This is a genomic window from Streptomyces montanisoli, assembly GCF_017813245.1.
Lineage (GTDB): Bacteria > Actinomycetota > Actinomycetes > Streptomycetales > Streptomycetaceae > Streptomyces > Streptomyces montanisoli.
Genome location: NZ_JAGIQL010000078.1, coordinates 1 through 21,647 on the forward strand (window position 1 = coordinate 1; position 21,647 = coordinate 21,647).

General features: G+C 66.4%; 17 protein-coding genes. 4 read left to right on the plus strand and 13 right to left on the minus strand.

Going from position 1 to position 21,647, the window contains the following annotated elements:
• Positions 1-215 precede the first annotated feature (215 nt).
• The 4 genes from JFN87_RS19070 to JFN87_RS19085 all read right to left on the minus strand — a co-directional run bounded on the left by JFN87_RS19070 (position 216) and on the right by JFN87_RS19085 (position 7,302).
• Positions 216-896, minus strand: coding sequence for a hypothetical protein (locus JFN87_RS19070; protein WP_209341566.1), 681 nt, complete (start codon positions 894-896; stop codon positions 216-218).
• Positions 893-1,453: a hypothetical protein gene (locus tag JFN87_RS19075; protein ID WP_209341568.1), complete on the minus strand. Its 561-nt coding sequence runs from the start codon at positions 1,451-1,453 to the stop codon at positions 893-895. Before JFN87_RS19075 ends, JFN87_RS19070 begins: the two co-directional genes overlap by 4 nt.
• Before the next feature lie 118 nt (positions 1,454-1,571).
• Entirely contained in the window at positions 1,572-6,452 is a 4,881-nt protein-coding gene (locus JFN87_RS19080) for a DEAD/DEAH box helicase (protein ID WP_209341570.1), read from the minus strand.
• Between the two features lie 382 nt (positions 6,453-6,834).
• Positions 6,835-7,302: an NUDIX hydrolase gene (locus tag JFN87_RS19085; RefSeq protein WP_209341572.1), complete on the minus strand. Its 468-nt coding sequence runs from the start codon at positions 7,300-7,302 to the stop codon at positions 6,835-6,837.
• A gap of 235 nt (positions 7,303-7,537) precedes the next feature.
• Between JFN87_RS19085 and JFN87_RS19090 the strand changes: the two genes are divergently transcribed.
• Complete coding sequence (locus tag JFN87_RS19090; protein ID WP_209341574.1) at positions 7,538-8,245, plus strand: restriction endonuclease; 708 nt, start codon at positions 7,538-7,540, stop codon at positions 8,243-8,245.
• Between the two features lie 120 nt (positions 8,246-8,365).
• Complete coding sequence (gene gltX, locus JFN87_RS19095; protein WP_245180366.1) at positions 8,366-9,742, plus strand: glutamate--tRNA ligase; 1,377 nt, start codon at positions 8,366-8,368, stop codon at positions 9,740-9,742.
• 7 nt (positions 9,743-9,749) lie between these two features.
• On the opposite strand, the gene JFN87_RS19100 is transcribed toward gltX, so the two are convergent.
• The 9 genes from JFN87_RS19100 to JFN87_RS19140 are packed head-to-tail and all read right to left on the minus strand — an operon-like array spanning position 9,750 to position 19,006.
• A complete protein-coding gene (locus tag JFN87_RS19100; protein WP_209341577.1) occupies positions 9,750-10,736 on the minus strand; it encodes a glycosyltransferase in 987 nt (328 codons plus the stop codon).
• Positions 10,733-11,347: an HD domain-containing protein gene (locus JFN87_RS19105; protein WP_209341579.1), complete on the minus strand. Its 615-nt coding sequence runs from the start codon at positions 11,345-11,347 to the stop codon at positions 10,733-10,735. The genes JFN87_RS19100 and JFN87_RS19105 overlap by 4 nt, the downstream gene beginning before the upstream one ends.
• A 5-nt stretch (positions 11,348-11,352) precedes the next feature.
• Positions 11,353-13,068 carry a carbamoyltransferase C-terminal domain-containing protein gene (locus JFN87_RS19110; RefSeq protein ID WP_209341581.1) on the minus strand — a complete coding sequence of 572 codons (1,716 nt, stop codon included), beginning with the start codon at positions 13,066-13,068 and terminating at the stop codon, positions 11,353-11,355.
• Positions 13,069-13,090: 22 nt separating this feature from the next.
• Entirely contained in the window at positions 13,091-13,888 is a 798-nt protein-coding gene (locus JFN87_RS19115) for a radical SAM protein (RefSeq protein WP_209341584.1), read from the minus strand.
• A 16-nt stretch (positions 13,889-13,904) separates the two neighbouring features.
• Complete coding sequence (locus JFN87_RS19120; RefSeq protein ID WP_209341587.1) at positions 13,905-15,017, minus strand: hypothetical protein; 1,113 nt, start codon at positions 15,015-15,017, stop codon at positions 13,905-13,907.
• Between the two features lie 5 nt (positions 15,018-15,022).
• A complete protein-coding gene (locus JFN87_RS19125; protein WP_209341589.1) occupies positions 15,023-16,132 on the minus strand; it encodes a radical SAM protein in 1,110 nt (369 codons plus the stop codon).
• Positions 16,133-16,143: 11 nt separating this feature from the next.
• On the minus strand, positions 16,144-17,127 hold the full coding sequence (locus tag JFN87_RS19130) for a D-2-hydroxyacid dehydrogenase (RefSeq protein WP_209341591.1): 984 nt from the start codon (positions 17,125-17,127) through the stop codon (positions 16,144-16,146).
• Positions 17,124-18,473, minus strand: a complete 1,350-nt coding sequence (locus tag JFN87_RS19135) for a glycosyltransferase family 4 protein (protein ID WP_209341593.1) — start codon at positions 18,471-18,473, stop codon at positions 17,124-17,126. The genes JFN87_RS19130 and JFN87_RS19135 overlap by 4 nt, the downstream gene beginning before the upstream one ends.
• Positions 18,474-18,478: 5 nt before the next feature.
• Complete coding sequence (locus JFN87_RS19140) at positions 18,479-19,006, minus strand: ATP-binding protein (protein ID WP_209341597.1); 528 nt, start codon at positions 19,004-19,006, stop codon at positions 18,479-18,481.
• Between the two features lie 202 nt (positions 19,007-19,208).
• Here JFN87_RS19140 and JFN87_RS19145 point away from each other — a divergent pair, with 202 nt between their 5' ends.
• Positions 19,209-20,654 carry an NsdA family TPR-like regulatory protein gene (locus JFN87_RS19145; RefSeq protein WP_209341600.1) on the plus strand — a complete coding sequence of 482 codons (1,446 nt, stop codon included), beginning with the start codon at positions 19,209-19,211 and terminating at the stop codon, positions 20,652-20,654.
• A gap of 11 nt (positions 20,655-20,665) precedes the next feature.
• The gene (locus JFN87_RS19150) at positions 20,666-21,625 is read left to right on the plus strand and encodes an FAD-dependent oxidoreductase (RefSeq protein WP_209341602.1); all 960 of its coding nucleotides are present in this window, start codon (positions 20,666-20,668) and stop codon (positions 21,623-21,625) included.
• Positions 21,626-21,647: the final 22 nt, after the last annotated feature.

The window sequence follows — 21,647 nt, forward strand, 5'->3', positions numbered from 1 at the left end:
CCGCAGCCGGCTTCGCCGGCACCCCGACCACGGATACGTCACCCCACTTGAAACGAGAACCCTTCTGAGGCAGAACCTCGCCCCCGCAGCGTAAGCACCCGCTGTCCAAGTTCAGGGGGGAACTTCAGCGTGACGGCTGGTCCACCCTGGTGCCACCCAGTCCGCTCACGCAGCGCTCACGCAGATCTCGACCGTCGCAGGCTTCATCGGCTGCTTCAGATCACCGTTGAGGGCGAGTGCTTGTTCAGGTAGCTCTTGAAGGTCTTCCTGATCTCAGCCTGGAGGTAACCCGCCTGCGGCGAGTTGGGCACCACATCACGCTCGAACCCTCGCTTCCGAGCATCGAGGTACCTCACGATGCTCGGTGAACCGATGTTGGAGACGAAGAGTTCGCTCTGGGTACGGATGTCGGCGCGCAGGCCCTCGAAGTTCCGCGCCAGCCCGATGCCGAGGTTGGACACGTAGTACTTGCACTCGACGATCAGGATGCTCTGGCTTCCCCGCGGCGCGACGTTCTGTTCGCGACTCAAGGCCGCTTCCTCGGCGGGCAGCACCAACACGTCGCATTCGTGGAGGACACCTGACGAGCCTGTCACGAAGACGCCAAGGTGGACTTCGAGGACGGGGGCGCCGTCGAACTCGATCACGGCGTGGGTGAAGGGCTGACTATCCCCGTAAAGGTGGCCAGGCCCTGTCCGAAAGACAAGACTGTTGACCTTGGCCCCGTAGACGTCTTCGTAGGTGACGGTGGCACCATGCCGACTCGCGGTAGCCACGATCAGCGAGAAGACGAACCCTTCATAGACATCGGACGGCTTCGGGGCTGCGTCGTACGAGAGCGTCCCCACCGCCAGAAAGCTCTTGATCTCCCCGATCAGCTGATCAACCGCAGTCACCCCTGCATCTCCCTCGACACTTCAGTCACCAGGCGGCCGACGCGCTCGCGACGTTCCATGGGCACTCGGTTCGCCATGATCTCCGTTCGGCTGCGACGCGACCGAGCTCTTTCGTCTGGTTCGAACACAACTCCCTCAGCCATGCTGCGGCGGCCGTCGTCACCGTCGGCCTCTGCCCGAATCGTCTTCAGCGTCTCCAGTTCGATCTCAGGCAGCTCAACAAGCACCCGCCTCACTGCATCAAGCAGAAGCTGGACGCGTTCTTGGTCCGTCATGGCTCGCGTAGCGATAACCAGCGTCCCTCGCTTACGCGACGCCTCATACTCGCCAGCGCCGAGCAGGTTCCGATCCACCGCCTCATAGCGGAGCGCTGCCGCTGCCGGCGTTGCAGCGCGGGACTCATCACCGCGGCGTTGGGGGCGGCGGCGCAGGATCTTCTCCTCCGGCACACCTGCTGCGATCGCAGCATCGACATCGTCGAGCACCCAGGCCAATACGGTTCCCTGCAGCGCTTCGCGGAGCTCCTGCTCGGTGCGGCGCAGTTCGAACGGGTTCATGTTCCCCCTTGCCAAGAAGACCTACGGCTGTTGGCGCCCGTCGCTCTGCGGCGCACCCCTCTCCCGTGACGGGTGCGCCCTAAGCAAAGTCTCCGACGCTTGGATGGTCGTCTCGGCGTCAGGAGTCGCCGAGGATCTCCAAAGCTGGCAGCGCGTCCACGATCTTCATCGTCTCCAGGCTGACGGTCACGATCCGCTTGAGAAGGTCGATGATGTACCGCGGGTCATCGGACCAGTCATTCGCGTCGTTGGTGATCTCCGATGCCTTATCGATCTTGACTTGGTATCGGTCGATGATCCACTCGATCGCGGAGCGGGGACCGAGTTGGTATCGGTATGCCTCTTCCGGGATGTTGGTAAGGGTCACCCGGTGGTTGTAGACGATCGTCGAGCGGTCTGGCTGCCCCTTGACCTTGGGAATCTTCATTTTCGCGACCCGGTACAGTTCGCGCCCCGGAGTACCCAAGGCGTCCCCGCTGACATTCTCGACGATGCCCCCGTACGGCTCAGCCTCTTCGTAGTCGATATGCAGGTCAGCGAGCTTACGACCGGCCTCAGCGAAGCCCTTGAAGTCGCGTACTTTAGGAATCCGAGGAAGGGACTTCTTCAGATCGGCGGCGAAGCGATCACGGTACTCCAGGGAGTGGAGCAGACCGTACGCGTAATAGAAGACGTCGTCCTTGGCGATGGCAGTGTCCCCATACGCCTTCTGGTAGTCGCGAAGAGCCGCGTCAGTGATGTTGTCGACACGCTCGTAGGGGTCCCCTTCCTCGACGGCGGAGAAGAGGTCACCGTCCGCCCCGCGCTCACGGTAGGAGTAACGGCTGAAAAAGAAGCCGCCCTTGCCGAAGACATCGAGGCACGGGATGAGATCAACAGCCAGGAGAGCGAACTCGGCGGTGGCGTGGAACCCGTTGACGTAGAAGCCGAGATTGCTGTGCTCAGGGGTCGGGAAGAGTCGGGGAAGCTGGGACCGCTCATGGTTCAGGTGACGGTCGAAGTAGACGGCCTCCTTCATGAACGGTCGATATACGGAAGAGGTGACCTTTTCCGGTGCGAACTCGACCTTCTCCCGCTTGGCCACATAGCCCTTGAGGCTCCGCGACCAACTGATCTTCTTGGGGTTCAGGTCGATGAAACCGTCCACATGGTCCCGCGGTTTGGTGATACCTCGCTCCTCGCAGTAGACATTGAAGTCGTTCACCTGCGAGTTGTAGAAGTCGACCATCGCCTCAACGTTCTCACGCAGGCGAATGGCCGAGTAGTTGTAGACCCATGCATCGCGGTTGGTCTGAAGCCCCGCCGAATACGTCTCGAAGAGAGAAATGGACGCGGTATTGCGTGACTTTACCCCGAGCGGCTGGAAGCTGGCGAACAGTTCGTCACGCTGATTGATCCAGTCGCCATGAACGTTCGGAACTCTCCGCTCCCAGTCCACGGTGTCGAGGGTCTGGGAGCCGACGATGGCGAGCTTCTCCGCACGGCTACGGTAGTCACCAATGTCCCGGTAGTACAGCGTGCAGCCCCCGGCCGCTTCGGCGCTCTTGATGCCCTTGACCAGGATCAGGACGGCGACGGTGTTCCTGCTGCCGGAGTCGAAGATCTTGCCGCCTTCCTTGCGGGACAGCTCACCCGAAGTGCGCTGGTTACCGCGGAGGTTGTAGCAGTAGATCACATCGAATTCGTCGGCCAAGGACTTGCGCAGGCCGTCCGCGGTGTTGCCGTCGATATAGCCGCCATTGGAGACGTAGGTGACCACGCCCTCGTTCTCGATGCGGTCGGAGGCCCAACGGATGGCACGAATGTAGGAGTCGTAAAGTGAGTTCTTATTCGTGGCGGTGGAGAGAGCGGCGTACGTCTGTTGGATGCGCTCGTCGAGGACGTCATACTTAAGGTTCTGGTTGTTATCGTTCTGACTGTCCTGGCCCACAGAGTAGGGCGGGTTGCCAACGACGACAGTGATTCCCTGCTTCTGCTGCTTCTTCGCACGCTCGCTGTTGCCCTCCAGGACATCCATCCCGTCGAGCTTCGCTGCACCCTCCGCAAGCTGGAACGTATCGGTCAAGACAATACCTTCAAAAGGCTGGTAGTCGCCACCGACGAGATCGTGGAAAGCGGCCTCGATATTGACGGCGGCGATGTAGTACGCGAGGAGAACGATCTCATTGGCATGCAGCTCGCGCGTGTACTTGCGTAGCAAGTCCTCCGGCTTGATGAGCCCGGACTGAAGAAGGCGTACGGGAAATGTGCCGGTGCCGACGAAGGGGTCGATGATCTGGACACCCTCGTCCGACAGGGAGCGGCCGAGATGCTTGGCCAGCGCCTTCTCGGTTGCGCGGACGATGAAATCGACGACCTCGATGGGAGTGTAGACGATGCCAAGAGCGTCGGCGGTCTTCGGCAGAGCGGTCTTGAAGAACTTGTCATACAGCTCCACGATGACGCGCTGACGGCCCTCATGGTTGTCAATACCCTCGGCGCGAACCCTCACCGAGTGGTAGAAGCTTTCCAACGTCTTAGCTTCGTCGTCCAGGCCCTGGTCGTCGAGGATGTCGAGCATCCGCTGCATAGCCTTGGAGACCGGGTTTTGTTCGGCGAAGCCGTAGTCCTTGAATAGAGCATCGAACACCGGCTTGGTAACGATATGCTGCGCGAGCATATCGATGGCATCGGAGTCGGTAACGCCAGGGTTTATGGTCGCGCGCAGCTCGCCGACAAACTCCTGGAAGGCAGTCTGCTTCTCGGGGATTGCGAGTGCTGCCTTGATGCGGGTGACATGGCGGTCAGCGATCTGGGCAATGTCCTTGGCCCAGTCCTCCCAGTAGTGGCGCTCGCCGACCTTGTCGACGATGCGGGCGTAGATGGCGTCCCGCCAGTCGCTGACGGAGAAGAGGGCGTCCTGGATGTGCTGGGCGCTCTGAGCTTCCTTGTCTTTGGCAGCTTGGGAACTATCGGAGTTGCTGGATCCGTCCTGGTCGCCGATCGTCTCGTCGTTGGGCCCGATGCTGCCGATGCCGATCTTGTTGTCGGGCTTGTTCTTGTTGAGTTCGATCTGGTTAACCGTCGCGTTGAAGCGATCGTCGTGAGCGCGCAGGGCCTGAAGGACCTGCCAGACGGTTTTGAAGCGCTGGTTGTCAGCGAGAGCCTTCTCCGGCGGCATGCCAGCCGGGACAGTAACAGGCAGGATGATGTACCCGTAGTTCTTGCCGGGTGCCAGGCGCATTACACGGCCGACGGACTGGACAACGTCGACGACGGAGTTGCGAGGGTGGAGGAATAGGACGGCGTCCAGGCTGGGGACATCGACGCCCTCGGAGAGACAACGGACGTTGGAGAGAATGCGGGCCTGGTTCTGGCCGGGATCCTGCTTGAGCCAGTCCAAGAGCCGGTTGCGCTCCAGAGTGTTGAAGGTGCCGTCGACATGGTTGACGTCGCAGTGCAGCACGTCGTCGTCCGCGTCGTCGTAGGCGTCGACGACTTCCTTGAAGCGATCGGCGATCGCCTTGGAGTCTGGAATGGAGCGGGCGAAGGCGACCGCCCGTTTCATAGGTGCCTCGTCCTCGGCGAAGCCGGAGCCGTCGGCGAAAGTACCGGTGCGCTTGGCCATGGCGTTCCAGCAGCCGATGATCTTCGCGACGTCGTCGAGGTTCAGCTCGGAGGAGCCGCCGGCGATGCCCTGCTGGAGAGTCTTGGCGACTACGCCCTCGTCGATGGTGAGGATGAGGACCTTGTAGTCGGTCAGCAGTCCTTGTTCGACGGCTTGGCCGAAGCCGAGGCGGTGAAACTCGGGGCCGAACATCTGCTCGTTATCCATCGAGGCCAGGACCGCTGCTGCGTTCTTAGCGTCGGCCTTGGTGTCCTCGTTGTAGATCCTCGGGGTGGCCGTCATGTAGAGGCGGCGGTCCGCGCCGAGGTACGCGTCGTCGTGCACACGCACGAAAGCCGACTCGTCGTGGCCAGCCAAGGTGACGCCGGTAGTGCGGTGGGCTTCGTCGCACAAGATCAGGTCGAAGCGTGGCAAGCCCTTCTTCTGCGCCTCAGAAACCGTGGCGATGGACTGGTAGGTGGAGAAGACCACGGTCAGCCCAGGGGCCGCCTCCACATTGGCCATCTGCTGGATCAGGCGGTTCGGGTCTGTTGTGGCGGGCAGAGCCAAGTCGTGAGTGGCCATGTCCCCGTCGTCGCCCTTGGCCTGCTGCTTGCCGACTTTGACGTCCGAGCACACCGCAAAGGGCCGCAATGGCACCTCGGCCTCGAAGGACCACTCGCGCAGCGTCTGCGAGAGCAAAGCGATGGAGGGCACCAGGAACAGCACGGAGGTGTGCTCGCCTGCGCCGGCAGCAGCGCGCTCCTTCTGGAGCCGCTCCACGATCTTCAGACCAGTAAAGGTCTTACCGGTGCCGCAGGCCATGATCAGCTTGCCGCGCTTGTTTTGGGCAAAGCCCGCGAAGACGTCGGCGATCGCCGCACTCTGGTGCCTACGCGGTTCCTTCTTCTTCTGCAGGGCCAGCTCGATGGGCTGTCCGGCAGCCGGAAGTTGCCATTCCACAGGGCTGTGCGCGATGTCGGACAAGCCGAGGCGCGTGACCGGAATCTGCTGGTCATCAAGCGCGGCTTCGGCGTGCACGCCCCACTTTTCCGTCGTGGAGACGATCATGCGACGGGTGAACCCACCCTTGCCGGAGGCCGTGAAGAAGGAGTCGATGTCCTCCTTCTGGATGGTGTGCTGGGGTTCGTAGAACTTGCATTGGATCGCGCAGAAGCCCCCGGTCTCCCGGTCCTGGGCCACCAGGTCAATCCCCGTGTCACGCTTGTCGTGCTCGGCTCCCGGCCAGTCAGCCCACATCCATACGCGACTGAATTGCTCGCTCCACTGCGGATCCGTACTCAGGTACTGGAGCATCAGCTCCTCGAAGCGCGTGCCCCGGTCACGGTTCTTCCCGATCGTGCCTTGGCGAATCGCCCTGATGACGTCGTGTACGGACGTGGTCGTGGCCACTGCGCTTCGTTTCCCTCACCGTCAGGGGTACGCCAGACCGCGCACCACGGATACCGCTGCATGTGAGCGAAACCTTACTGGGCGTGCCTTGGCATGCGTCTACGCTGTCACGCATCCTTGGCTGACTACGACCCCCAACGGACCGGGACCAAGCCGCCAGCGCGGCAAAGGTGGCGAAGGTAGAGCTTGCTATGCCTCTCCCCGCCGGTGGGCCCAGACGCAGGGGATCGCAACCCCGCGCGGCTGCCCTTCGGACCGTTCTCAGCGCGGATCGACAAGATCTTCGACCGCTACGGTTCGGACACATCGTGGGACGGTTCATCCGCCGGACGGGGCCTGACCTCCTCGATTCCGTCGGGCGGATCCGGGCGGGCCCGGTCGGTCAGCCCAGGTAGGGGTAAGTGCCGGCCAGGTAGTCGCCGATCTGCTGGCGCATGCTCGCGTGGATGTCGTACTCGTCGAGGTCGGCGGGCTGGACGAAGCGGACGCCGTCTGCCTCGTCGTTGACCGTGGGCTCGCCGCCCACCGGGCGGCCGATGTACGTGTTCTCGTACTGCTGGCGGATCTCGCCGTCCGTGTAGGCGACGATGTGGTGCGGGTTGGTGTAGACGCCCAGGAAACCGGTGACCTTCGCGACGATCCCTGTCTCCTCCTCGCACTCGCGTAGAGCGCACTCGGCCGCCGTCTCGCCGATGTCCTGCGCTCCGCCGGGCAGCGCCCACTGGCCGGTGTCGCGGCGGCGCTGGAGGAGGATGGCCCCGGCCTCGTCGACGACCAGCAGGTTGCTCGCCGGAATCAAGGTGTTGGCCTTCGGGGCGGCCGGGTCGTGGTAGTACTCAGTCCTGCCCATTGGCGCCGGTCCTCTTCTCATCTGGTTTTCCAGGACCAGTCACGGCCCGCATAGCGTCGACGCTCAGAGCCTAGGCGTCGAACACCCCGGTGCGGCCTGTCCCGTTGAGGTGGGGCAGACGAACGCCGAGTCCGTTGTCAACAACCGGGCTGTCCTATATCAGCCAATGGCCGGCTGGCGCCCTTACGGCTCTCCACGGTTGACCCGAGACTGCTTCTGGGACCTGGGGAGGGCCATGACAGGGGCACAGAAACGGCGGGGTTCAGATGCGCGGAAGCGCCGCCTACGGCAGTACAAGTCTGTCGGCATCGGTGGGGGCCTGATCGTCCTATTGCTCGTGGTGGTCTTCTGGTCGGCGGTCTGGCTGTATCTCGTGGTGGCCCTCGTGCTCGGCGGTGGTGGTGTCGGCGGGTGGTGGCTGTGGCGGAAGGATCGGGTGATCAGGCGCGGTGACCGGCGATGGCGGGAGGTTGAGGCCATCAAGGCCGGGCATCGCACGCTGGCCGAGGTCGACGCGATGACGGGGACGGAGTTCGAGGACTTCGTCGTGGGTCTGTGCCGACGTGATGGGTGCACCGACGTGCGGAGGGTTGGCGGCTCTCACGACAACGGAGCGGATGTGCTGGGGTGTCTCCCCGACGGCCGGAGCATGGTGATCCAGTGCAAGCGGTACACGCCCAAGAGCAAGATCCCCAGCCGGGAGGTACGTGATCTTCTCGGAGCGAAGGTGCACTTTGAGGTCGACGTGGCGATCTTCGTCTCGACGACCTACTTCAGCGGTCCGGCCGAGAGCTTCGCCACGAAGAACGGCATTCTCGCTGTCCACCGTGATCACCTCGGCCTGTGGAACAACGGCGCCTCACTGGCAGCCCTCAGCGCGGTAAACGGCTCGGGGCAAGGAGACCGCCAGCATCGGGCTCGCTGGAAGGAGACATACGAGTAGAGGGTGAAACCCGTCGGCGCTCGCGGGAAGGAGGTGGCCAGGGCGAGCGGCTGGCGTCGGTAGGCTGGGCGCATGCCTACTGCCCCTGTTCGCGTTCGTTTCGCCCCGTCCCCGACCGGCATGTTCCATGTCGGCGGCGCACGGTCCGCCCTCTACAACTGGGCAGTGGCGCGACAGTCCGGCGGTACGTTCGTCCTGCGGATCGAGGACACCGACGCGGCCAGGAATAAGCCCGAGTGGATCGACGGGATCACCAACGCGCTCGCGGCGATCGGCATCCACGGCGAGGACCCGGCCTTCGAGGGCCCGTACTTCCAGTCGCACAACGCCGACCGGCACCGGGAAGCGGCCCAGCAGCTCTTCGCGGTCGGCCGCGCGTACTACTGCGACTGCACTCGCGAGCAGTTGAAGGAGCGCACGGGCTCGGAGCACCTCGGGTATGACGGGTTCTGCCGGGACCGGGGGCTGGCCTTCGAGGAGGGCCGGGCACTGCGGTTTCGGACGCCGGACGAGGGCGAAACCGTCGTGGTCGACCTGGTCCGCGGAGAGCCGGCGTTCCCCAACAACGCGATCGAGGACTTCGTGATCGCCCGCGGTGATGGATCGCCGGTCTTCCTTATCGCGAACGTCGTGGATGACCTGGACGAAGGCATCACACAGGTCATCCGCGGCGAGGAGCACCTGTCGAACACGCCGAAGCAGCAGCTGCTGTGGCAGGCGCTCGGTGCCGAGCCGCCGGTGTGGGCGCACCTGCCGGTGATCGTGAATGAGAAGCGGCAGAAGCTGTCGAAGCGTCGCGACAAGGTGGCGCTTGAGGACTACCTCGCGGAGGGTTTCCTGCCCGATGCGATGGTGAACTACCTCATGCTCCTGGGTTGGGGGCCGGGCGACGACCGGGAGATCAGGCCGTACGAGGAACTGGAGCAGCTCTTCCGGCTCCAGGACGTCAACACCGCGCCCGCCTTCTTCGACGTGAAGAAGCTGACAGCGTTCAACGGTGACTACATCCGCGCCCTGTCGCCGGAGCAGTTCGCCGCCGCCTGTGCGCCGTGGCTCGTCGCTCCTTACGCGCCGTGGCGACCGGAGGCGTTCGACAAGGCCGTCTTCGAGGCGGCGGCGCCGCTGGCCCAGACCCGGCTGGCACTGCTGTCCGAGATCACCAACAACGTGGACTTTCTGTTCCTTGACGAGCCGGTCGAGGACGAGGCGTCGTGGAACAAGGCGATGAAGGCGGGCGCGGGCGAGGTCCTCTCCGACGCCCGTGCCGAGCTGGCCGCCGTTCCGCAGTGGAAGGCGGATGACCTGAAGGCCGTGCTGCTGGCTGTCGGCGAGCAGCACGGCCTCAAGCTGGGCAAGGCCCAGGCGCCCGTCCGGGTCGCGGTCACCGGCCGGACGGTCGGACTGCCGCTGTTCGAGTCCATGGAGCTGCTCGGCCGGGATCGCGTGCTGGCCCGTCTGGATGCCGCGGCCAAGAAGCTGGGCGCCGCGCAGGCGTAGCCACCGCTCAGGCGACCTTCGCGAGGAGGTCGCCCCAGGCGTTGCTGAAGTAATTCAGGTCGAACCGGGCCAGGGCCTCATACGCGGCCTTGGCCTCAGTCTGGCGCGCCGTCGCGCGTTCCCGGACCTGCGCCGGCAAGTGGCCGAGGTCCGGGGCGGGCTGACCAGTGAGCGCGGCGAGATCGCCCAGGCCGGCCATGGGATGGATCAGGCAGGGCAGGCCGAGCAACAGGGCCTCAGCCGCGCAGCGGCTCCAGCCCTCTCGCATACGAGGGAGGAAGACGCCCACGTCACACGCGCGCAGCAGTCGCAGGTACCGCTCACGCTCTACGTCGTAGTGGGCGCCGTCGAACCCGATGGTGTTGCTGCCACTGGTGATCACCCGCAGTCCCGGAGCGTCGGCCAGGGCCTTCGCGACATCCTCGATGCCTTTCCAGTGCACGGCCTTGCCCGCGTAGACGCCGATGATGTCTGGCGGCAGGCCAAACTCGGCGCGGCATTCGGTGCGGTCGAAGCCGCGTGCCCGCTCGACCTCGGCCATGTCGAAGGCGTTGTAGATCACCCGAACGTCGCGGACGCCTCGGGACCTCAGGAAGTCGGCCCAGTACGGGGCGACACACACCACGGCGGCGCACTGCGGCAGTATCCGGAAGAGTCGCTCCCAGAGCATGGCCTCGACCGGAGCGGAGTCGTGTTGCAAGGGCTCGTAGTGATGGAGGATGAACACCGTGCGGGCTCGCATCTCCGGCGTGAAGAGCAGCAGGCTCAGGTCGTCCCAAACGAAGGTGCCACTGGCGCCGTCCAGCGCCCGGACCGCCGGAGCCAGGCGAACGAGGTGACGGAGCTTGCGCCAGCGGCGGATCCGATAGGTGCGCTTGTGGTCCGTGACCGTGCGCCACTCCACGTCGTCAGCCGTCGCCTCATGGAGCATTCGCAGGTAGGCCCTGCCGCCTGTGCGGCCGACCGGTTCCATCGAGTAGACGACTCTTCTCACGGACGTGCCTCCTGTTGCTGTCGGACGTACTCGGCATGAAGCAGAGCGTGCATGGCGGCCAGCTGAGGGCTGAGGCCCCGGGCGGCGTCGGCGAGCGGGAGGTGGAAGTCGTTCAGGCTCTGGAGGAAGCGTTGCCGCCTGTCGAGGTTGGGTGAGGCGCCAAGATCGCGCAGGTTGTGGAGACGGTCGGCGAGCCGGACGAGAAGATCCTCGGGCGGAAGCGCGGCCTGCTTGGCACGCCAGCGGGTCTCGTCCCCGCTGGCCTTGCTCCGTTGTTCGAGGCGGTGGTCGGCCGTCATCGCACGCACGCGAGCGGTGAACGCGCCGCCGAGGTGGTCAACGAGCAGCGCCTCCGATTCGGGGGCCACCTCCAGGGCGTCATGGAGGAGGCCGAGGAAGAGGGTCTCGGAGCGGCCGACGCCGATCTCCGTCCGCAGGATCGTGACGACGGCCAGCGGGTGTTCCAGGTACGGGCTGCCCTGATCGCGCGTGTGGCCGTCGTAGACGGTGAGGGCGAGGCCACCGGCCACGCGGGCACGGGACTGTTGATCCGCGGTCCTCGCTGCGTCGCCGAGGACGGTCAGGACATGATCCAGGTCGATCGGTTTCATCCGCCTCACCTCGTGTGGAGGGCCGTGGCGCGGGGGTCGGGCACATGGTCGGCGAGCAGCAGGGTGTCCCCGACCGCGAGGGCGTCGAGGCGCAGGTCGGCCGCCGCTGCCACGGCTTGCTCGGCGGTCCGCAGGATCGGTGCCCCCTTGAGGTTGAAGGAAGTGTTCAGCAGCAGGGGAAGTTCGGTACGGCCGTAGAACTGCTCCAGGAGTTGGCGTAGGCCCTGGTGTTCAGGCGCGACAGACTGAACGCGGGCGGTGCCGTCATGGTGGGTGACCGCCGCGATGCGGTCCGCCCGGCAGCGGCGGACGCGGGCGACGCGGTTCATGAAGGGGTCGCCCGCTGACATGAACCACTCGGTGGCGTGCTCGGCGAGGACAGCCGGAGCGAAGGGGCGGTACGTGGCTCGCTGTTTGATCAGGTTGAGCCGGTCCCGCGTAGCGGCGCGGCCGGGATGGGCGAGGATCGAGCGATGGCCGAGGGCCCGCGGCCCGAATTCGAGCTGTCCCTGTACCCAGCCGACGATGCGGTGCTCCGCGAGCAGACCTGCCACCGTGGGCGTCAGCTCGGATCCGAGGCCGGTCAGAGCGCGGTAGCCGGGGACCGCGGCCCTCGTCGGCACCGTCCCCGGGGACGGGCCCCAGGCGGCGTCCGTCGGTGCCGGCAGGCACTGCTGCCCGAGCTGGTAGTTCCAGCCGTACAGCGCGGCGCCCACGGCGGTCCCGGCATCGTGGGGTGACGGCGCCACGTACAGCTCGTCGAAGCCACTGTCGGCCGCCAGTTGACCATTGAGGTGGGAGTTCAGGGCACACCCGCCCGAGAACACCAGCGCCGAGGCACCGGTGACCCGTTGCAAGTGGCGAGCGATGTGGATGACCGACTCGGCGAAGACCTCCTGGACGGCGGCAGCCAGGTCGGCTCGCGTGTGCTCTGGTTGCTCCACGACGTTGTCGGCGGTCCAGGCACGGCCGCCGAGCAGCAGCGGTGTGCCGCTGTCCGCCGAGCCCCAGGGGTGATCGATGCGGACTTCACCGTCGTCGCCGAGCCGAATCAGCTCGCGGACCTGTTCTCCATATCGCTGGGGATCGCCGAAGGCCGCCAACGCCATCATGCTGCCCTCGGGCTCGTCGCCGGATGGGATAACCCGCCGGGCAAGGTTCCGGTAGAAGTGCCCGAGGGAGGAGTGGACGCGCCGGGGCCCCGCTGGGCCGGGAGTGACGATCGGCATGGCCTGGTGGATGCGATCAATGCGATCGGGCCACAGGTCGTACCCGGTGACGCGTTCCCGGCCCGGGCCGAAGTCGGAGCCGAGAGACGAACCGCCGGCGTCGACGACGAGACCCGCCGCATGCTCGTGGCCGGAGAGCAAATGGCCGGAGAGCACGTGGGCCGTGTGGTGGGACAGGAGGCGGAGATGCTCGCCGAGAGGGGCCGGCAGGAGGGCGGCGAGCTCGTCACGTTCCTCCGCCAGCCACCATCCGGCGGCGGGGTTGGGGCGCATGGAGGCTGCCCAGACGGCATCGATGTCCTGTGGTTCGAGGCCGGCGGCCTTCAGGCACCATTGCAGTGCCCTTGCCGGGGAGGTGAGCGTGCCCTTGCGGGCGGGATGGTTGTGCTTGACGCCGCTCCAGCGTTCCTCTTCCGCCGCGTAGATGCGGTCGTTGACGACTAACGCAGCGCTGGTGTCATGGTGGAAGTTCAGGCCGAGGACTGCGGGCATGGTCGTGTACCTCCGGTCTGGATCAGGCGGTCAGGGCCGGGGCCGGAAGGAGGGCGGCGCCGGAGTCGGTGTACTCGTGGCAGCGCAAGCAGAACCGGAAGTGGTGGCCGCGGGGCGCGAACACACGCGTCGCGAAGTCCTCGTCCCAGATGTTGAATTCGCTGTCGGTCTTCGCCATGGCGTTGAAGCACCGGTAGCAGGATCCGTCGATCTCGATCATCAGGTGCTGGTCGAGGTAGCGGCCGCAGAGGCCACGCAGCTCGTTCGGCGGCTGGCCGACGTCGACGTGGTGCACATGGTTGGTGACGTGAACGGCTCCGTACCTATCGCACAGACCCGTGAGTTGCGTGAGGCGGGAAGAACTGATGCCTTCCAGAACGCTGTTGACGACCACGGTCTTTCCTGCCTCACGGAGGCGGGGAACGACGGCGTGTACCTCGTCGTAGTTCCCGTGCTCGTCGTCGCAGCCGATGAGGATCTGGTCGTACGAGCTGAGGGTGGCCTCCATGATCCGCTTGTTGCGGGCCAGGGTGATGGCGTTCGTGCCGAGGACCATGGCCTTGCCCGGCAGGCGGGTACGGGCGGCGGCGCTGAGGGCGGAGAAGTCCCGGTGCACGGTGGGTTCGCCGCCGTTGATGTGCAACTGCTGGAACGGGATGGTCTCCAGCCTGGCCAGGATGGTGGAGAACAGCTCCATGGACATGTTCTCGCCCTGGGCGCCGTCGGCGAAGATGCAGAAGTCGCATGACCGGTTGCACTTGGTCGTGATTTTGATCTTCGCCGTCTTCAGGGTGCGGGGTAGTGGCGCGCGTGTGGGCATGGCGAGGCTCCTTGTCTCAGATTTGGACGTCACCGGGGGTGAGGCTGAGGAAGTCCTGCACGATGGACTTCTGCCTGTGCCAGAGCGCGAGGGTCTCGCGCAGGATGTCGGCGGTGGTCGGTCCGGTGGGGATCAGCGCCGCCATCCGGGCAGCCAACAGCTGGTCAGGGGTGGCCTCGTTCGCGGCCAGCCCGTTCAAGGACCGTGCGGTGGCTTGGAGTTCTTTCGCCTCGCGCTGGATCAGGTAGTCGGTCGCCACGCCAGGCGGTGGGTCGAGGTAGTACAACCAGCGAGCGACGCGGACACGGAGCATCCCGGCGGCCATCACCCAGTTGCTTCGGAGGTGATCCTCGGCCGGCCCAGCGGTGCGGTCCGCGTCGGGGACACGGCGCATAACCGCTTCCAAGGCGGCATGGGCCGTGCGGAGCAGGTGGCGCGGACTCCGCGCACGGAGACCGGGTCGCTCGTCGGCGTGCGTGAGGAACAACTCGGCGTAGCCGTCCAGACAGTCCGGACGCCACTGCGTGAGGGCGGCCGTTTTGCCGGGACAGCGGGTCCGGGTCGCGAGCGCGGCAGCGGCGAACCAGCACGGGGCGAGATAGTGCCAGGCCACGCAGTGGCGCTTATAGGCAGCGATGTATTCCACCACGTTGTCGGTGCTGTCCGCGTCCAGCTGGTACCGGCCGTCGAGGCGAGCCCGAAGGATTCCCCGGTAGAACCGCTCGTCGACCTCGCACCACGGCGCCATCTGGGCTCGGGACTTCCATCGCTGGAAGTCCCGGTCGCTCCCGCTGATCAGCGACCAGGTCGCCAGTTCAGGCGCGGAGACGAGCCGCTTGTCTGCTTCGGCCACGGTGAACGCGAAGCCGGGCGGATGCTCCAGGAGCCGCCGATGGGAGACGTCCCGACCGACTGCGGCGGTGTGTGCGGCGGCGAGACTCTGGTTCCACTCCTCCCAGTCCGCGGGCACGTGAGGAAGCAGGACCCGTACGTCGATGTCGGAGTGGGGAGCCAGCAAGTCGGTCGGCTGCCACTTGTGGGTGAGCATCACAGCGCCGGTGCCGTGAGCGTCCAGCTCGCGTTCGTACAGCGCTCCCAGCCCCGGGTAGAGGGGCAGTGCTTCGGCCACCACCGTCACCGCTCCTCCGCGGAGGAGCGGGTGCACGCGGGCCGGGCGGTGTCCGTGCTGAGGAGGGGAAGCACGGGCAGGACCGGGGTGCCCTGGGGGCGCTCCATCCGATCCCAGCGCAGGTCGTAGTCGACGTAGTGGAAGCCCTGCCAGGCGTCGTTGGTGTTGCGGTCGAGCATGGCCTGGAAGAGGTGCGCGAAAGCATCGCCCAGGGTGGCCTCGGCGAGGTGGGGCTTCAAGGGGATGTCGCGGTTGTGGAGGATGCAGGGGCGGGCAACGCCCGTGGGCGTGATCTTGATGCGGTTGGCGTCGGAGCAGGTGGCGCAGCTGGAATTGGAGATGAATCCGATCGACCCGGCCCAGCCGTCGGGGCGCAGATACTGGCCGGGGCTGCGGACCCCGAGCTCGTCTCTGCGCACCTCGCCGGCGTTCGCGAACCACTCATGGAGGCGGTCGCTGACTTCCGCCTCGCTGACGAACTCGGTGTCGAACAGTGCCTGCGCGGGGCCGATGTTCTGGAGTTCGATCAGCCGGACGGCGACTGGCAGGTGGCGGGCGAGTTCGGCCACGGCGAAGGCGTCCTCCAGGTAGGTGCGCTGGAGCACGCAGTTGATCTTCACGCGCAGGCCGAGGGCGAGGGCGGCGTCGAGGGTGCGCTGGGTGACGAGCGGGTCTCCGCCACCCATGATGTCGGCGGACCGGTCCGGGTCGAGGCTGTGGAGGCTGAGGTTGAGGTACGTCAGGCCGGCGCTGTGGAGTTTCTCGACGCTCAGCCCGCGTCGCAGGTTGCCGTGGCTGGTCATGCCGATCGCGGCGTCGGGTCCGAGGCCGTCGGCAAGGCTCGCGATCACGTCGAGGATGTCTGCCCGGAGGGTCGGCTCCCCGCCGGAGCAGTGTGCTTTCTTGATCATCCAGGCACCGGCCTCGGCGGCGATAGCCGCGTAGTCGGAGGCGGTGAGGGGACGGTCCTTGTGCCCGTAGTCCGGCATGCAGCGGGGCTTGCAGAACACGCAGTCCAGGTTGCAGAGGGAATTCAGGGTGAAGGTCAGGTAGGGGTGGTTGCGGCCGGTCTTGGCGAACTCGGCGGCCAGGTCGCGGTGGGGTGCGGTGAGCATCGATCAGCCTCCTATGAAGGGAGAGCGGTCATATGGGCCAGGCCGTCAAGCGGCTGGCCGGCGAGGTATCGCCGCAGGTTGTCGGCGAAGAAGGCAACCGCCTCGTCCATGTACGTGCGGCAGAGCGTGGAGCTTTTCGGGGTGAGGAGGACCCGCGGGTGGAGCCGTAGCGCATGGCGGGTGGGCAGTGGTTTCGGGTCGAAGACGTCCAGAGCGGCGCCGCGAAGGTGTCCGGAGTCGAGGGCGGCCAAGAGTGCCGTCTGGTCGACGGTCGTGGCACGGCCGAGGTTGAGGAAGAGGGCCCCGGGCTTGCACGCCGTGAAGAGGTCGCGGTCGAAGAACCCTGCCGTGGCGCGGGTGGCGGGCAGCAGATCAACCACCACGTCGGCGACGGCAACCGCTTGGTGCACCGCTGAGGTGTGTATCCAGGTGATCCTTTCCCCGGAAGCCGCAGGCGGTGTCCGGCGGACTCCGATCACGTCCATGCCGAAGGCTCGGGCGACACGGGCCAGGTGTACTCCGACGCTGCCGCAGCCGACGATGGTCATCGTCGATCCGGCCAGGTCGAAGAACTCCTCGGCCAGGTCGTCCTTCCACCAGCTCCGGTTCCGTTGGACGCGCTGGCTCGTGAACAGCCCACGGGAGAAGCCCAGGACCATGCCCATGGCGTGCTCCACCATGGGGCGGCCGTGGAAGCCGTACGAGCGTGTCAGAGCCGCTCCCGCCGACTGCGCCTCGGCGACAGGCAGGTGGTCGGTGCCGGCGGCTGGGGAAGCGATCCACTTCAGATGGACCGCGTCGACCAGCCACGACGGTTCGAACCTCCAGCCGAAGTAGACGTGCGCCTCGGCCACCTGCTGCGGCACGTCCTTCTCGGTCGCTGTACGGAACTCGACATCTGGGAACGTGGCGCGGAGGAAACGCTCGTTCTCGGTGGAGAGCCTCCAAAAGGAGTGCGGAGACTGCAGGTTGATGAGCACCACCGGTCGGCTCATCGGACACCGCCCGATGCGGTGCTGGAGGGCGTGAGAGCCCAGGGGGCGATGTGGCGAATGGCGGAGCTGATGCTGGCTTCGTAGTCGTGGCGCGTACGCACGAAGACCATCCCGGTGTTCCGGAGCCGCTCGCGTTCTCGGGGCAGAACGGTCAGGGCGCGCTGAAGGGCGGAGGCCAGGGAATTGGGGTCTCGTGGCGCGGCGGTGAAGCCGGTTTTCCCCTCAACGACCGTCTGGGCCAGCCCGCCGGCACTCGTCGCAACGACCGGGCCCGCACCCGCCGCGAACGCCTCCAGGGGAATGCGCCCGAAGGGCTCCTCGCGGGAAGGGACCACAACCGCGCGCAAGGCCGGACTGTGCAGCCAGGCGCGGATGGCGGGGGTGAAGCGGGTGATCAGGGTCGCGTCCAAGTCGTAGGCGCGGACGCGTGCCGCCAGGTTCTCCTGGTACGGAGTGGGTCGCTGATGTTCGGCCGAGGACGCGGCAGCCAGGAGCAGGTGCGGAGCACGGACCCCGCGCTCCTTCAGAAGGCTCATTGCCTCCAGCAGGTCTTCAAAGCCCTTCGTCGGCACAGCTCTGCCCATGGCGAGGAGGAACCCCGCTCGGGCGCTGAGGGGAAGGGCCGGCCCACGTGCCGGCGTAGACATCTCTTCCGCCAGCAACCCGTTCGGAATGCTCACGATGCTCGCTCGTGGGACACCGTAGCTCTCGGCCAAGTGGCCCCGCATGGACGTTGAGATGGCGCCGATCCACCCACCGCGAGCCGTCGCTGCGCGCAGGACATCACGCTCCCAGTGGATTCGGGTCAGGTCGCTGGGGCGCGTGAGCGTGGCCGTCGAGCGGGGGAGGAGCAGCAGGTCCGTGGTTGGGGATTTGTACGACGCGAGGCCGAGGAACGGCACATCGAGGCCGACGAGCAGGCAGCGGCCAACACGGTCGGCGACGCGTGCCGCTGCCTCGCCGACCAGGTCACAGAGCTGCACAGAGCCGTGGACCGAGTCTGGCGGTGCCAGGACCTCAGGGACAGTGATCACCTCGGCCTGGGCCTTCGCCAGCATCTGTCGGACCTCGTGCGCCCACCTCCGGTCGTACGCTCCCGCCGACTCCCGCATGTACGGGGTGATGACGGAGAGGTAGCCCGTCGGCAACAGACGAGCGAGGGCGGTGAGGAAACCACGGTTGCTGAATCCGGTGCCCGACGCGGCACCGTAGAAGCCCTCGTGGAGGGCGACGATTACTCGGGGCCGACGGGCGGCCTCCGGCAGGTTCGTGGCCAGGGATGGCGGGGTCGTTTGTTCGACGGGCACCGTGCAGCGCCTCCTCGGCAGAAGGGATCTCGCGGGCATTGACATCAGTCGGGTTCGGCGGCCGAGTGGAGGGCGCTGTGCGCGAGTCGGCACCAGGCGCGCGTGCCGTGGGCACCGGTCGTCAGCGACCATGCGTCGGCGAGTGCCTCGACGATGACCAGGCCCCGTCCGGATTCGGCCTCTTCTTGGGGAGCTGGAGGAGAAGCAGGTGCAGAGCGGGAGCAGCCACCATCGGTGATGGTGATCTCGACCTCCAGGCCACCAGTGGGCGAGAACCTGCGGTCCACGCACATGACCAGAGGCGGACTACCTGAGGCAAACGCGTTCGTCGCGAGTTCCGAACCGATCAGCCGAGCGTTATCGAGCAGGTACGGCTCGGTGCCGTGAAGTGCGACCGCAACAGCGTCCCGTGCGACCGCGGCCGCCCTCGGCCCGTACGGCAGGTCCGTGATCAGCGTGGTCGTTACGTCGCCATCGATGTTGCCGCCTGAGGGCGCGGCGACCGGTCGCCCGGTGTCGCGCTCCAGCACGCTGCCGGGGTGGTCTCGGGAGGTGCTCGTGCGGTGGCTCACGGCCCACCTCTTTCTCCTCCGGCGTCGAAGACGGCGCCTTCCGCCGTACTCCAAGAACACCGGAGGAGACTGGGCACGCAGCACCCCATCAGTCGGTCAACTCGGTCAACTTGTTCCGGAGGCAGGTGATTCGGTCTCCGTCTGCATCACCATGGAGATCGAGAGGTGATCAACGAACCCTTGGGTGGCGAGGTGGTGGCACGTGGCACAACAGGCAGCGGCACCCAATGCTGTACTGGCGGGATGTCTCGACGAACTCGGCTGGAGCCCCAAGGCGCTTGCTCGAAAGCTCAACAGGGTCTTCGGAACAGGGACCGTCGCCGAGTCAGCGCCCTACCACTGGAGAGACGGCGGCTCGCTGCCTCGCTCACCGTTACCGATGATGGCTGCCTACGTACTCTCCCAGGAGCTGGGTAGAGCCGTTTCGGTGGCCGAACTCTGGCAGGGCCGCGCGGGCGACTCCTCAGCGCTCGTCCCGGCCGACACGGATCTCGCACGACCCTGGACCGTGCAGGGTATGGAGGCGATCGTGGAGGACTGGGTAATGGGAGGTCTCGTCGATCGACGTCGATTCCTCGCCATCTCGGGCGCCGGGCTCTTGGCGATCGTGGCCCAGTACCTCGACGGCACCGCCGGAAGAGGCCAGTACGCGCCGCGGATGACATCACCGATGGGCACGGATCCGCTCATCGACCAGGTAGAGCAGCACCTGCCCATGCTCCAGTTGCTCGACGACGAACACGGAGGCGCAAGGCATCTTCCCTACGTAGGTGCCCAGTTCCGTGCCGTGGGGCTCCTGATCCACGAAGGAGGACACTCGCCCGCTGTCACGAGCAGACTGATGCGCGCGCTCGCGGAGATCGGCCAACTCGCAGGATGGATGGCCTTCGACGCGGCCGATCACGGGCTGGCACAGCGCTACTTCGCTACAGCACTGCGCGCTGCGCATCAGGTCAACGACCTGCCCCTGTGTGCTCACATTCTCGGCGACCTCTCTTTCCAGGCGGCGAGCCGTGGACACCCCGCGGACGCCGTCGCTCTCGGCGAAGCGGCCCGTCGCGCCGGTGATGCCGCACCGCTCGCAGTCCGAGCATCCGTCCTGTCCCGGCTCGCCTACGCGTATGCCGCCGCCAGCCGTGACAACGATTTCGCCCACACCCGCGGCTCCGCCCGGGAACTCATCGCGAGCCGCGACGGCAGCCAGGAGGAGCCGCGCTGGATGTACTTCCTCACCGACAACCACCTGGACTGCCAGGCCGGATACGGCCTCATCCAGATGGGTCGCGCTCAGCAGAAGGCGGACGGCACCACGAAGGGCCGTCGCTTCCTCGCCCAGGGGACCGAGATGCTCCGGTCCGGGGCGTACAAGGCTCCACGAGGCGACCCCAGCCAGCGCAGGGCCATGTTCGAGGGCGCATGGCTGGCGCTCGGCCACAGCGCCCATGGCGACCTTGAGGCCGCCTGCGAGGTCGGTCAGGTGGCAGCCGACCGTCTCGATGCCGTGCGATCGCCGCGGAGTGCCGCACTGCTCCAACAGCTCGCCGCCGACCTCCGGCGCCGACAGCGAAATCCTCATGTGCGCAGCTTCCTGCCCGTTCTCGAAGATGCACTCGCCCGACATGCTCCGTCGACGCCACCCGGCCGCTAGGGTCAGAAGCCATGACCACAGGAGAGAGTGTCGTCGTTGTCGGCGCTGGGGCGGCCGGGCTCACCACCGCCGTCGTTCTCGCCGAGGCCGGGGCATCGGTGCAGGTGATCGCCGAACAGGTGCCCGGCGTCACATCACTCGCTGCCGGGGCGATGTGGGGGCCGTACCTGGTCGAGCCGAAGGACAAGGTCGACCGTTGGGGTCAGCGGTCCTTGGAGATCTTCCAGGAGCTTGCCAACGACCCGACCACGGGCGTCCGGCTCACCAGCGGCATCGAGGCGTCGCGTACGGCCGAGGCCCCGCCGGACTGGGCCACGACTCTCCCGGGTTTCCGGCCGTGCGAGCCGGTCGAACTCCCGACCGGTTTCACCGCGGGGTACCGGTTCACCGTGCCGCTCATCGACATGCCCGTCTACCTCGACTACCTCTTGCGCCGACTCCGTGGGGCCGGAGGAACGGTCGAGCAGCGACGGCTGGCCTCTCTGTCGGATGCCGGTCCGGCTTCGCTGATGGTCAACTGCTCGGGCCTCGGCTCCCGGGGCCTCGTCCCGGACCCCGGCCTCCGGCCAATTCGTGGCCAGCACGTCGTCGTCACCAACCCGGGCCTGACCGAGTTCTTCTCCGAGGACACTGGTTCCTCGCCGGACCTGCTGTGCATCTACCCCCACGGCGACACCGTGGTCCTCGGCGGCACGGCCATCGACGGCGAAGGGAGCCTGGGTCCCGACGACAAGGCGGCGACTGAGATTCTCGCTCGGTGTGCCGCGATCGAGCCCAGCCTGGCCCGCGCCCGGGTCCTGGAACACAGGATCGGTGCCCGGCCGACCCGTTCCGTGATCCGAGTGGAGGCGGAGCAGCGGGGGGACGACTCGGTGATCGTGCACAACTACGGGCATGGTGGTGCAGGCGTCACGCTGTCCTGGGGCTGCGCCGAGGAGACTCGGACGTTGCTTTCGTCTCAAGCAGCTTGAGAACGCTCGTACATGAAGCCAT

Excerpts from the sequence above, each read along its gene's own strand:
- JFN87_RS19150 (WP_209341602.1), top strand. The coding sequence starts at position 20,666 with ATGACCACAGGAGAGAGTGTCGTCGTTGTCGGCGCTGGGGCGGCCGGG.
- JFN87_RS19105 (WP_209341579.1), bottom strand. The coding sequence starts at position 11,347 with ATGAAACCGATCGACCTGGATCATGTCCTGACCGTCCTCGGCGACGCA.
- JFN87_RS19090 (WP_209341574.1), top strand. The coding sequence starts at position 7,538 with ATGACAGGGGCACAGAAACGGCGGGGTTCAGATGCGCGGAAGCGCCGC.
- JFN87_RS19085 (WP_209341572.1), bottom strand. The coding sequence starts at position 7,302 with ATGGGCAGGACTGAGTACTACCACGACCCGGCCGCCCCGAAGGCCAAC.
- JFN87_RS19125 (WP_209341589.1), bottom strand. The coding sequence starts at position 16,132 with ATGCTCACCGCACCCCACCGCGACCTGGCCGCCGAGTTCGCCAAGACC.
- JFN87_RS19130 (WP_209341591.1), bottom strand. The coding sequence starts at position 17,127 with ATGAGCCGACCGGTGGTGCTCATCAACCTGCAGTCTCCGCACTCCTTT.
- gltX (WP_245180366.1), top strand. The coding sequence starts at position 8,366 with ATGTTCCATGTCGGCGGCGCACGGTCCGCCCTCTACAACTGGGCAGTG.
- JFN87_RS19135 (WP_209341593.1), bottom strand. The coding sequence starts at position 18,473 with ATGCCCGCGAGATCCCTTCTGCCGAGGAGGCGCTGCACGGTGCCCGTC.
- JFN87_RS19115 (WP_209341584.1), bottom strand. The coding sequence starts at position 13,888 with ATGCCCACACGCGCGCCACTACCCCGCACCCTGAAGACGGCGAAGATC.
- JFN87_RS19075 (WP_209341568.1), bottom strand. The coding sequence starts at position 1,453 with ATGAACCCGTTCGAACTGCGCCGCACCGAGCAGGAGCTCCGCGAAGCG.
- JFN87_RS19110 (WP_209341581.1), bottom strand. The coding sequence starts at position 13,068 with ATGCCCGCAGTCCTCGGCCTGAACTTCCACCATGACACCAGCGCTGCG.